Annotated in this window: 10 protein-coding genes; 5 read left to right on the top strand and 5 right to left on the bottom strand. The window is 68.9% G+C overall.

Translation table 11 applies throughout. From position 1 onward, the window contains the following. Positions 1 to 43 precede the first annotated feature (43 nt). The 4 genes from N826_RS05230 to N826_RS05245 form a co-directional block, all read right to left on the bottom strand. Complete coding sequence (locus tag N826_RS05230) at positions 44 to 1972, bottom strand: CHASE2 domain-containing protein (protein ID WP_044426298.1); 1929 nt, start codon at positions 1970 to 1972, stop codon at positions 44 to 46. A gap of 11 nt (positions 1973 to 1983) precedes the next feature. Then, positions 1984 to 2625: a FecR family protein gene (locus N826_RS39680; RefSeq protein ID WP_052830844.1), complete on the bottom strand. Its 642-nt coding sequence runs from the start codon at positions 2623 to 2625 to the stop codon at positions 1984 to 1986. Between the two features lie 76 nt (positions 2626 to 2701). After that, positions 2702 to 5086: a PAS domain S-box protein gene (locus N826_RS39685; protein ID WP_147040107.1), complete on the bottom strand. Its 2385-nt coding sequence runs from the start codon at positions 5084 to 5086 to the stop codon at positions 2702 to 2704. 230 nt (positions 5087 to 5316) lie between these two features. Further along, positions 5317 to 5766, bottom strand: a complete 450-nt coding sequence (locus N826_RS05245; protein ID WP_044426299.1) for a hypothetical protein — start codon at positions 5764 to 5766, stop codon at positions 5317 to 5319. Between the two features lie 239 nt (positions 5767 to 6005). Between N826_RS05245 and N826_RS05250 the strand changes: the two genes are divergently transcribed. The 4 genes from N826_RS05250 (at position 6006) to N826_RS05260 (ending at position 11220) form a co-directional block, all read left to right on the top strand. Continuing rightward, complete coding sequence (locus tag N826_RS05250) at positions 6006 to 7064, top strand: GlxA family transcriptional regulator (protein WP_044426300.1); 1059 nt, start codon at positions 6006 to 6008, stop codon at positions 7062 to 7064. Further along, positions 7048 to 8238 carry an MFS transporter gene (locus N826_RS05255; RefSeq protein WP_044426301.1) on the top strand — a complete coding sequence of 397 codons (1191 nt, stop codon included), beginning with the start codon at positions 7048 to 7050 and terminating at the stop codon, positions 8236 to 8238. The genes N826_RS05250 and N826_RS05255 overlap by 17 nt, the downstream gene beginning before the upstream one ends. 413 nt (positions 8239 to 8651) lie before the next feature. Then, the gene (locus tag N826_RS42835; protein ID WP_157599322.1) at positions 8652 to 9011 is read left to right on the top strand and encodes a hypothetical protein; all 360 of its coding nucleotides are present in this window, start codon (positions 8652 to 8654) and stop codon (positions 9009 to 9011) included. A gap of 76 nt (positions 9012 to 9087) precedes the next feature. Next, the gene (locus N826_RS05260; RefSeq protein ID WP_052830846.1) at positions 9088 to 11220 is read left to right on the top strand and encodes an O-linked N-acetylglucosamine transferase, SPINDLY family protein; all 2133 of its coding nucleotides are present in this window, start codon (positions 9088 to 9090) and stop codon (positions 11218 to 11220) included. Positions 11221 to 11420: 200 nt separating this feature from the next. Here the strand turns inward: N826_RS05260 and N826_RS41500 are convergent, their stop codons facing one another. Next, positions 11421 to 11705 (bottom strand): energy transducer TonB family protein, encoded by a 285-nt coding sequence (locus tag N826_RS41500; RefSeq protein WP_052830847.1) that lies wholly within the window; start codon positions 11703 to 11705, stop codon positions 11421 to 11423. Between N826_RS41500 and N826_RS42840 the strand changes: the two genes are divergently transcribed. After that, positions 11704 to 11908: hypothetical protein (locus tag N826_RS42840; RefSeq protein ID WP_211099210.1), on the top strand; the 205-nt coding region annotated here is incomplete at its 3' end. The genes N826_RS41500 and N826_RS42840 overlap by 2 nt on opposite strands.

Consider the following 11908-nt stretch of genomic DNA (forward strand, 5'->3'; position numbering starts at 1 on the left):
CGGCAGCAGTCCACAACAGCGGCACCCCGGTTCCCGTTCCCGCTCAATCCGCGGGCGGCGCCGGCCAGCCCCAGATGCCGACCGGGCGCTCCCGGCCGCGCAGGCTCGTCAGGGGCAGCTCGACGAAGCCCTCGACCGCGCCACCTCCGCCGCCGCTGGAACGGGCCGCTTCGATCACCGCGTCTGACGCGGCGATGACGACGCCAAGCTCGCGGGTGATGTGCTGGAGCCGGCTCGCGACGTTGACCGGATCGCCGGTAACGGTATAGGTGAACTGCCGCGTTCCGCCGGTGTCGCCGATCAGGACGGGTCCAATATGCAGGCCCATGGCGATCTTCAGGGTCGTAAGGCCGGCCGCCTCCAGTTCGGCGTTCAGCGTGTCCATGGCGGACGCGAGCGCACGGGCGGCCTTGAGCGCGTCGGCGGCGTCGTCCGGCGACGGGGTGATGATGCCGAAGACGGCCATGGCGCCGTCCCCCATGAACTTGTCGACGATGCCACCGTGGTCGAGGACGGCGCTTTCGACCAGCCGGTAGAAGCCCCGGAGCAGGTCCATCGCCTCGTTCGGCGAAAGGCGCTCGTTGACGCCGGTGAAGCCGACCAGATCGATGAACAGGATCGTGCAGGTCTGCACCCGGTCGTCCAGGCCCGGCGCGTTGGTGTTCATCAGGCGCTCGGCGATCTCGGGCGAGAAGTAGCGCATCAGGTTGTGGCGCTGCCGCTCCGCCAGCCTGCGGGCACGGTCGCCGATCAGGGTGCGGCGGGCGGACGACAGGGCGAAGCCGGCGAGTGCCGCCAGCGCCGGGGAAGTCACCGTCAGCCAGAGGCCAGCCGTGGCGAACAGGATTGCCGATGCCGCGGTCCAGCCCGCGATCAGCATTAGGGTCGCGAGACCCGCGAGGATGGGCGTCAGCAGCGTTCCGAGCACCGTCGCGGCGATGCCGCCTGCCAATATAGCGGCGGTATCGGCGGGAACGAGGGCTGGTCGGTCGGTCGGCGTCCGGCCGGTCAGCAGGTTGTCGATCACGGTCGCGAGGTGCTCGGCGCCGGGAAGAGTCCGGCTGAACGGGGTGGCGAAGCTGTCGCCGACCCCGCGCGCGGAGGCGCCGATCAGGACGACGCGGTCGCGGAAGGTCCCCTGCGCCAGTCCGCCGCCGAGCAGGTCGGCCATCGAATGCGTCTCGACCGTGCCGGGCGGACCGTAGTGGTTGACGGCCAGCCGCATGCGGCTGTCGGTGGCGACGAAGTCGGGGCCGAGCGCCACGCCCGATCCGAGATGCAGGACCATGTCGTCGGGATCGATCCGGAGAAAGCGCCGGACCGCCTCTACCGGCAGGCTGGGGAACCAGGCGTCGCCGTAGCGGATGGCGGTCTGGTCGTGGCGAAGCTGGCCGTCGGGGTCGAGCAGGACGCTGACATGGGCCGGGACGGCGGCGCGCGCCAGCGTCTCCAGCGGGGCGATCAGGCCGGCGGGGTCCGGCGGGCCGGTATCGGCGGCCACGGCCGGTTCGCGGACCACCCGGTACGCGGCATCGGCCAGTGCGGCGGGCGGCACGCTGGAGACCGCCCGCTCCGGATCGAACAGGAAGGCGAAGCCGACCATGGCCCGAGACGACGCCGCCAGGGCTTCGGCCAGTTCGGCATCGGGATCGGGGATGCCATGCTCACGCTCCGCGAACAGCAGGTCGACGGCGACCACGGCGACGCCGTCCGCCGTCAGGCGGCGGACGGCGTCGGCGATCAGGCGGCGCGACAGGGGCCAGCGGCCGTATTCCGCCAGAGTTCGGTCGTCGATCATGACCAACGACACGGCGCCAGACGGCTCTAGGGGGCCGCGCAGGCGGTAGCGCAGCGTCAGCGTCTGCGCCTCCAGGTCCTGGAGCGGGGCGGGTTCGGCGTCGGTCAGGCGCAGGAGGGCCAGGACCAGCGGGATCGCCAGCGGCAGCAGCAGCCAGCGGCCGGGCAGTCGCATGGGGGGCGGACTCAGCGAACCGCCGGCCCGACCAGACGCAGCGTCCGCTCGACCCTGGGCGCTCCCCAGGTTACGGGAGCGGTCGGAGCGGCGCCGGGCGCCACGTCGGTCCCCTGGCCGGGATTGATCGTGACGGAAGCTCCCGGGACGCCTCCCGTCCGGCGGCCGGTGACCTGGACGACGCCTTCGATGCCGAGGACGGCGGTGCTGGCGGGCAGGATCTCGACCGTCCATTCGGTCGAGCGGGCGGAGGCGACGGCGTCCTCGGTCTGGACGGCGAAGACGCCGAAGCCGGCTTGCTGGACGGCGGCCCGGACGATGCCGGTCAGCAGGGTGAACAGCGCGCTTGCCCGGCCGCCCGACGGAGCAACCGCATACTCGGACACCGCGACCCGGCTGTCCGGGCCGGCGGTCAGGGTGCTGTCGTCCTCGAACCGCAGGGTCACGCGGGAGGAAGCGGCGGTTTCCACCACGTCGCCGGCGAATACGGCCGTTCCGGGCAGTAGGGGGGAGCGGACGGCATCGCGCAGCACGCTGGCGCCGCCTTCCTGGCGGATCACCCGCCCCACCGGCTGGCGGTCGGCCGCCAGGGCGGCGGATCCCCAGGTCAGTACTACAAGCAGCAGGGCTGAAAACCGGCCCAGTCTTCCCATGCCTCAAACCCTCCGCCATACCGGGGTAACCGTCCGCCGGTTCCTGGTGCGGTCCCTGGTTAGGCCATGCGGGAATTCAGTGCAAAGGCTCTTCAGGAATGCCCCAGGCGGAGATGACCCTGGAAGCCGGGATCAGCATGGTGACCGTCGTGCCTTCTCCCGGAGCGCTTTCGATCCGCATCGAACCGCCGTGGCGCTCGATCAGGGCCTTGGAGATGAACAGGCCCATGCCGCTGCCCTGGTAGCGCTGGGACATCACGTTCTCGACCCGCATGAACGGCTTGCCCAGGTCCGGGATACGGTCCTTCGGGACGCCGATGCCGGTATCGGCGATGGCGATCTCCAGGAAGCCGTCGCGCAGGCCGGCGCTGACGCCGATCCGGCCGCCGTCCGGCGTGAACTTGGCGGCGTTCCCCAGCAGGTTGATGAGCACCTGCTTCAGCCCGCGCCGGTCGGCCAGCAGTGCCGGCATCGGTTCGGGAAGGCTCAGTTCGACCGCGTGGCGCGTTTCGCCGGGCGACAGGCGGGTGAGCCGGAGCGCCTCGTCCATCACCTCCGCCAGGGGGACCTTTTCCTCGTTGAACTCTACCTGCCGCGCCTCGATCCGGGCCATATTGAGGAGGTCGCTGATCAGGTCGAGCAGGTGCTGGCCGCTGCGGTGGATGTCTCCGGCATAGTCGCGGTAGCGCTCGCTCAGGGGGCCGAGTATCTGTTCCTTCAGGATCTCGCTGAATCCCAGGATGGCGTTGAGCGGCGTCCGCAGTTCGTGGCTCATGCTGGCGAGGAACTCGGACTTGGCGCGGCTGGCCGCCTCCGCCTTGTTCTTGGCGGTGCGCAGCACTTCCTCCGCCTGCTTCCGTTCCGAGATGTCCTGGCAGACGCCGAACACGTCGCGGACCTCGCCGCCGGCGTCGAGGCCGCACAGCCATTCGGCCCGGATGTGACGCTCGTCGCCGTCCGGACGGCAGATCCGGTATTCCAGGATGCCTCCGGTCTTTTCCGTCACCGAGCGGGTCAGGGTATCGACCACCGTCTGCCTGTCTTCGCGGTGAACGAAGGAAAAGGCGGTGTCGAGGGTCGGATCGTAGGCGTCCGGACTGACGCCGAAGATCCGGTAGATCTCGTCGGACCATTCGACCGTATTCCGCCCGATGTTCCACAGCCAGTCGCCGGTGCGGGTAATCCGCTGCGCTTCCGAAAGCTGGCGCTTGCGGTTGCGCAGGGCGTCGGTCGCTTCGCGCTCCGCCGTCACGTCGCTGCCGGTTCCCCGATAGCCGACGACCTTGCCGTCTTCGCCCAGCACCGGCATCCCGTTGACGACGAAGCAGCGCTCGACGCCGTCCGGCCGGCGGTAGGAGAACTCGAAGTCCTTGATCCGGCGGCTGGACCGGAGATCGTCAAGGTGCCGCAGCCACTTCGGCGACCCGGCATCCTGGAGCAGGGCTTCGGACAGGCGCCGGCCGAGCATCTCGGCAGGCGGTATCCCAAGGGTATCCTGGACGCGACCGGAGACGTAGGTCATCCGGAACTCCGCGTCGGTTTCCCACAGCCAGTCGGAGGCGACCTCCGTGAAGTCGCGGAAGCGTTGCTCGCTCCGGCGCATCGCTTCGTCGTTGCGCCGCCGGAGGATCGCCACGGCGGCCAGCTTGGCCAGCCGGCTGGCGACCTGGAGGTCGCCTTCAGCCGGGGCGTGGACCATGCCGTAATAGATCCCGAAGGCGCCGTAGACGGTTCCCTCGGCCATGATCGGAAACGACCAGCATGCCTTCAGGCCATGCGTCAGGGCGTGTTCCCGAAACCCGTCCCACAGCGGATCACCGGCGATATCGGCGACGATGACCGGCTTGAGGGTTGCCATGGCGGCGCCGCACGACCCGACGGAGGGGCCGATCGCGATGGTGCCGACAGTGGCTGCGTAGCCGGGCGGCAGGCCGGGAGCCGCCGCTATCCTGGCATGGACGCCGTCGGGATCGAGTTGCAGGATCGAGCATCGGCTATGCTCGAGGACTTCCTCGCACAGGCGGCAGATCCGATCGAGCACCGCTTCCAGCGGGACGCCGCCGACGATCGCTTCCAGGACGGAATGTTCGCCATGGGCCAGCGTCTCCATCAGCTTGCGGTCGGTGATATCGACCATCGACCCGCAAGTGCCGGAGACCTGCCCGCCGGAGTGGCGTTCCACCGTGACATGGACGGTGACCCAGCGAAACCCGCCATCGCGCCGGCCGATGCGGACGTCGTGGCGGTAATCGGGGGTGTCGCCGGCCAGCACCACGGCGAAGCGGTCCCGGCTGGCCTCCCTGTCCTCATGCCAGATGAAGTCCAGGTAGTTGCGCCCGATGCTGTCTTGAACGGCGAACCCCGTCAGCCGCGCCCAAGCGGGGTTCAGGTAGACCAGCGTGCCGTCGGCCGCTATGGCGAACAGTACCTCCGGCACGCTGTCGATGATCCTGGTTCGCAAGGAGGTGCCGCCGCCCTGGGTAGAGCATGGAGGCTGAAGATCATTTGAGTGAGCATCTGCGTAACGCACAATGAAGCCAATCAGTTACCTACCCAAGGCATACGCTTTACTTACACCATCAAAAGTTAACACTCCCCTTTGCATTCCGGGCCTATTTCTATAAAGCGTACCGGCCAAGTGGTTCGTCCTTTTGGCCGAATGGGCCATACACCGACTTGACGGGCAGGCGCTTACGCACCCCGGGCACCACCTTCGCGCATGGCGGTGAGTTCCACCGGGTTTTCCGATGCCGTCATCCGCACGCCGGCGGCGGGACGGAGAGCGGACAGGTCGACCGGAGCGGGCAGGGAAGAGTTCGCCGCCGCGGCCGGCCTGTCGAGCAGCAGCGGCATGGCCGGGCACGTATCGGGCGCGTCGATCGCTTCGCCGATCATGGCGGTCATTCGCGCCAGGGCGGCTTCGGTCACCGAGAAGCCGTAGAGGATGGCGCCGGCGACGAAGGCGAATCCGGAAACCAGGACGATGGCCGTGCGGTGGTCCATCAGGCCGCCGACGATCTCGGTCGCGAAACCGTAATTGATCGCGCGGAGCAGACCGCTTCCCATGCCGATTTCGATCGCCGTCGCGACGATCAGGCCGGCGAAACCCACGCACGACAGCAGCAGTCCGGAAGTCTTCATTTTATTTCCATCCCAGCAACAGAGTGATCCATTAAACAGACTGGGTTGGATTGTAGGTAAATTGCCGGAAATCCCCGCCCGCCCCGAGGGGGTGGACGCCCGGTCCTCCGCCCTACGCCGATGGATGGGGCGGTGTGGCGCGGACGATAGCCCCGGTAGGGGGTAGCGACGCGGGGCTTGGCAGTATCCGTGGGATCTTTGTCGTTGCTGCCGAAATCGGGGCCGGGGATACTGCCGCCATGACCAGCACCGCCCCCATTCCTTCGCAGCGCCGCATGGCCGTCCTAGCCTATCCCGACGTCCAGATCCTCGACGTGACCGGCCCCTTGCAGGTCTTCTGCCATGCCGGCTACCCGGTCGAGATCATCGGGGTCGAGGCCGGGCCGGTCCGCACGTCGTCCGGCATGCAACTGGTGGCCGAACGCGGGATCGCGGACGTCGCCGGCGGCATCGACACACTGCTGGTCGCGGGCGGCAACGGGTTCTCCGGGCCGGCCGGCGACCCCAGGGTGCTGGAGTGGCTGCGGGCGATGAGACCGCGCGTCCGGCGGTTCGGCTCGATCTGTTCCGGCGCCTTCATCGTGGCGGCGGCCGGACTGCTCGACGGCCGCCGCGCCGTTACCCACTGGGCGCGGTGCGACGAGTTCCGCGCCGCCTTCCCGCAGGTGAGGCTGGAGCCGGACGCGCTGCATATCCGCGACGGCGACATCTATACCTCGGCCGGCGTGACCGCCGGGATGGATCTGGCGCTCGCCATGGTCGAGGAGGACCGGGGCCATCGCGCGGCGCTGGACGTCGCCCGTCAACTGGTGCTGTTCCTGAAGCGGCCGGGCGGACAGTCGCAGTTCAGCACGCACCTGACTCCGGAAGCCGACGGCCTGTCGCCGGTCCGGGCCGTCCAGGACTGGGTCCGCTCGACTCCGGGGGCGGACCTGCGGGTCGAGGCGCTGGCCGACCGCGCCGGCATGAGTCCCCGCAACTTCGCCCGCGTCTTCCTGCGCGAGACTGGGACGACGCCGCTGAAGTTCGTCGAGGCCACGAGGATCGACGCCGCCCGGCGGCGGCTGGAACGGACCCGCGACCCGGTGGAACGCATCGCCGCCGAGTTGGGCTTCGGCACGGCGGAGACGATGCGGCGGACCTTCCTGCGCCGGCTCGGCGTGACGCCGCAGGGCTACCGCACCCACTTCCGCGCGCTGTCGCCTGCTCCGGCATCCGGAGAGGACCCGGGAGCGCGGGAGCATTTCGACGTGAAGCATTTCGACATCAAGGAAGAAGACGATGTGGTTCCTGCGTGAAGGGCGCGACGCCCTGGTGCTGACGGCCTGTCAGGCGCTGTTCTGGGCCGGCTTGCTGGTCAGCATCACCCTGACCGGGCTGGTCGGCCAGATCATAGCACCGGACCCTGTACTGGCGACCTTGCCCGTCGCCTTGCTGACGGTCGCCAACATCGTCCTGACCCGGCCGATCTCGCTGCTGATGCAGCGCCGTGGGCGGCGGGCCGGCTTTTCCCTCGGCGCCCTGGCCGGCGCCCTCGGCGGGCTGATCTGCGTCGTCGGCATCTTCCGGGCCGACTTCACGGTCTTCTGCCTGGGCAACGTGGTGCTGGGCGCCTATCAGGCGGCGGCGCAGTATTACCGGCTGGCGGCGGTCGACAAGGTCGCGCCGGAACGGCGGGGCCGGGCGGTCTCCCTGGTGCTGTCGGGCGCCATCCTGGCGGCGCTGGTGGCGCCGTCGCTGGCCTTGTGGACCAAGGACCTGTTCGCCCCGGTGACGTTCGCCGGCTCCTTCATGGCGCTGAGCGTGCTGAGCGTCGCGACCCTCATCCCCCTGGCGCTGCTGTCGCCCCATTCCGCCACATCGGCGGAGGCACGGGGCGGCGGCAGGCCGATGGGCGAGATCCTGCGCCAGCCGATCATGATCGCCGCCCTTGTCAACGCGGCGGCCGGGCATGCCGTGATGGTGCTGGTGATGAACGCGACCCCCCTTGCCATGGTCGCCTGCAACCACACGGTCGGCGACGCGGCCGGTGTGATCCGCGCGCATGTGCTGGGGATGTTCGTGCCGTCGTTCTTCACCGGCAAGCTGATCGACCGGCTGGGCGCTCCCGCCATCGCGGCAGCCGGCGCGGTGATCCTGGCGGCGAGCGCCATGGTGTCGGCCTGGGACCAGGGGCTTGGGCACTTCCAGGTCGGGCTGGTGCTGCTGGGCCTTGGCTGGAACTTCATGTACATCGCCGGCACGACGATGCTGACCCAGTCGTACCGGCCGGAAGAGCGGGGCAGGGTGCAGGGGATGGCGGAGATGACGATAGCGGCCTGCGCCGCCCTGGCGTCCTTCGGTTCCGGCGGCTTGCTGAACGCCTTCGGCTGGCAGGCGGTGAACATGGGAGCGGCCCCCGTGCTGGCGGTGAGCCTGGGGGTGACGCTGTGGTACGCCGCCGGACGACGGCGGGTGGCGGAACTGGCGTAATGGGAAAAATGATGACATCAGGGGCGGAGGTTTTGTCGCTTCCGGCGTCATCGTTGGTCACTAGGCGTCACTGTTTTCGGAGTGGGCGTCACTATCGGGGAGGGGTCTTGTATGACCATGGTCCTGTCCTTTCGAAAAAGCTTGGAACGTACTTAAATGTCATCATTCGTGGTGGGAGGGCCGAACGGCCTTGCTGATTCACGATGTCGAAGATCCCGAGCAAGGCCCCGGATCGAGGGTATAGCATATCAGTGGTTAAGAATAATTTCCTTTAGGGTCGCCTGCCGCCCCGCGCCGGTCGCGGTGGATTGGGTCGGCGCGGAACTCACACCAGGAGCCGAAGAATTTGACCGGCGCTCCGGCAGTGTTGGGCCACGGCCCAACCTACGAAGCAGGAGTTTGTAGGTTGGGCCGTGGCCCAACAAAAACCGTTCATACGGGTCGATCTCTTCGGCCCGTGGAATAACGCCCATGACCGGTCAAACTCTCCGGCGCCTGGTATCGTACCGGCCGCATCCGCCGCTGGCAGCAGAAGGGCGCTCGCCGCTTATGGACCCGGCTCGCTGCTCCTCGATCGGCACGAAAAGACCGCCGCCCTGATGGGCGTCGCGGCCGAGCAGCAGGGGGCCGGCGACGGCTCCCGTCGATCACCCAGGGTGCGACGACGCACAGGCGGTCGATGTCTGGGCGACATGATGGCCGAGTTGCTCGATGAGATGGGGCGTCGCGGGTTCAATCCGGAGACGGCGGTTTTCTCCATCTGCCGGCAGTGACCCGATAAAGGACCGGTTAAGCGTATGGGAAGGTCGGCGGCGTATGGTGGCGGGACGATGCCACCAGAGTTGCGCTATGTCCGATCTTCCCACGACCGATGAGCATGCCCGAATCCTGCTGCTTTCCAGCCGGCTAGCCGAGGCGGCGGCGGCTTACCGGCGCCTGATCGCGGAGCGGCCGGAAGACTTCACGCTCTATAACAATATGGCGGAGGCGCTGCGGCGGCTGGGAGCGCTACGCGAGGCCCTGATGGCGCTGGATCGGGCCGACAGGCTGCTGCGCGGCCATACCATGGTGGCGCTGAACCGGGCCGGGCTGATGGCGGAGCTGGGGCGGCCGGATGAAGCGGTGGGCGTGCTGGACTTGCTGGTCCAGGCCAGTCCCGAGGATGCCGACCTTCGCCTGATGCTGGGACGGCTGCTGCGTGGGGCCGGCGACCTGAAGGGAGCGGCGCGGAGTTTCGGGGTGGCGTTGCGGCTCCGGCCCGAGCATCCGGAAACACTGCTGGCGGTTGCGGGGCTGCTGCAGGAACAGGGCGAGACCGACGACGCCGAAGGGCTGTACAGGACCGTGCTGGCGCTGGCGCCCGGCCTGGCGGAGGCTCCTCTGGCGCTGGGCGCCATCGCGCTGAAGCGGGGGCGTGGTGCCGAGGCGGTGGGGTTCTACCGGGAGGCGCTGAAGGCCGATCCGGCCCATGCTGGCGCTCAGCTTAGCCTGGGCAACGCTCTTCAGGAAGCGGCGCGGGCGGAGGAGGCGGGCGGCTGTTTCCGCCGGGCGCTGGCGGTGGACCGGAGGAACGCGACGGCCCGGTTTCGCGCCTGTTTCGCCGACCTGCCGATCATCTACCGGGACATGGACGAGCTGGAGCGGGCACGCGACCGCTATGCCCGCGATCTGGCGGAGATGGCGGATCACTACGCGGCTGCTTCGGTCGCCGAGCGGCGGGCGGCGGCGCTGGCGGTCGGGGGGAGCCAGCCGTTCTATCTGGCGTATCAAGGCCGGGACGACCTTGCCTTGCAGGTGCTTTACGGCGATCTGGCCGGCGGGCTGATGGCGGAGCGCTATCCGGACTTCGTCAAACCGCTGGAACGGCGGGGCAGGGGTGGGGATGGGGGCGGCAGGCCGATGAGGGTCGGCTTCGCCGCCGGGCATATCGGGCGGCATTCCGCCGTCAACGTCTCGCTGCGGGGATGGGCCGACGCCTTCGATCCGGCGAAGGTGGAGCTGTTCTGCTACCATACCGGCGGGCGGAGCGACGACGAGACGGAGCGGTTCGCGGGTCTCAGCCGGGAATTCCGGCGCGGGCTGGGTGGGGTCGAAGCCTGGGCGGAGACGATCCGGGGCGATAGCCTCGACGCGCTGATCTACGGCGATGTCGGGATGGACCCGATGGTGGCCCGGCTGGCGGCCCTGAGGCTGGCGCCGGTGCAGGCGATGTCCACCGGGCATCCGGTCACGACGGGGCTGGCGACGGTGGACCTGTACCTGAGTTCGGCGCTGATGGAGCCGGAGGACGGGCAGGACCACTATCGGGAGCGTTTGATACGGTTGCCGAATCTGAGCTACGCGTATCGGCCGCTCGATCCGCCGGTGGTGCCGCTGGAGCGGTCGGATATCGGGCTGCCGGAGGATGCGCCGGTCTACTGGTGCTGCCAGTCGCTGTTCAAATACCTGCCGTCGGACGACGAGCTGTTCGTCCGGATCGCGCAACGGGTGCCGGACGCGCTGTTCCTGTTCATCGACTATATGCCGGCGCCCCGGGTTGCGCTGATCTTCCGGCAGCGGCTGGCGGCGGCCTTCGCCAAGGCCGGGCTGAACGCGGACCGGCATTGCCGGTTCCTGCCGCAGATGGACCATGCGCGGTTCGATGCGGTGGCCGGGCTGACCGACGTGTTCCTGGACAACCCGTCATGGTCCGGCCACAACACGGCGCTGGAAGCGCTGCCCCATGGGCTGCCGGTCGTGACTCTGCCAGGGCCGCTGATGCGGCAGCGCCATTCCGCCGGCATCCTGGCGATGATCGGGCTGACCGGGACGGTGGCGGGCTGCCGGGACGAGTATGTCGAGATCGCGGCCCGGCTTGGCTTGGACCGCCGTGCGCGGAGCGAGTTGCGGCGCGCGGTGCGGCAGGCGGCGGGGAAGGCATTTTATGACGCTTCCCCGATCAGGGCGCTGGAGACGCTGCTGGAGGGTACCGGCAAGATGTAGACGCGGCCTCCGGCCGCGTTCGCTCCGGAGCCAGAAGATCGTGACCTTTCGGGCACGGCTGGTCTGGAACGTTGAATGTCGGGCTGAAGAGGCCCGACCTACGGGTGACGATGGGCGAAAACGGCGATGCCCGCACCGTGTCGAGCCGTAGGTCGGGCCTCTTCAGCCCGACATCGACGCGCCTGCCGCCAACGAAGGCGTCATCTTAGCGCGAACTGGACCGGCACCACCAGTTCCAGCCGGTCGCGGCCAAGATCGGCCGGGATCTTCGGCAGCGGCTCGGCGCGCTTGATCATGGCCAGCACTTCCTCGTCCAGCGCTTCGTAGCCGGAGGTCTTTTCCAGCCGGAACGACAGGACGTTGCCGTCGGCGTCCATCGTGAAACGCAGCATCGCCGTGCCCTGCTGACGCCGCCGCTGCGAGGTCTGCGGGTAGCGCTTGTTCTGGTCCAGGTGTCGGAGCAGCCTTTGCTGGAACGTCGGCATGACGTTGGACTGCGAGGCTACCGGCCTTGGCGCCGGTTCCGGAGCTGGTTCGCTCGGCATCGCCGGGGGTGGCGGCGGGGCGGCGGGCACCGGTTCGGGCGGACGCGGACGGACGACCGCCTGCCTGGGCGGCGGCGGCTTGGGCGGCGGGGGTTTCGGCGGCGTCACCGTCGGCAGCGCCACTTCCGGCCAGGCTGTAGGAA

It is taken from the genome of Skermanella aerolata KACC 11604, assembly GCF_000936425.1.
Taxonomy (GTDB): Bacteria; Pseudomonadota; Alphaproteobacteria; order Azospirillales; family Azospirillaceae; genus Skermanella; species Skermanella aerolata.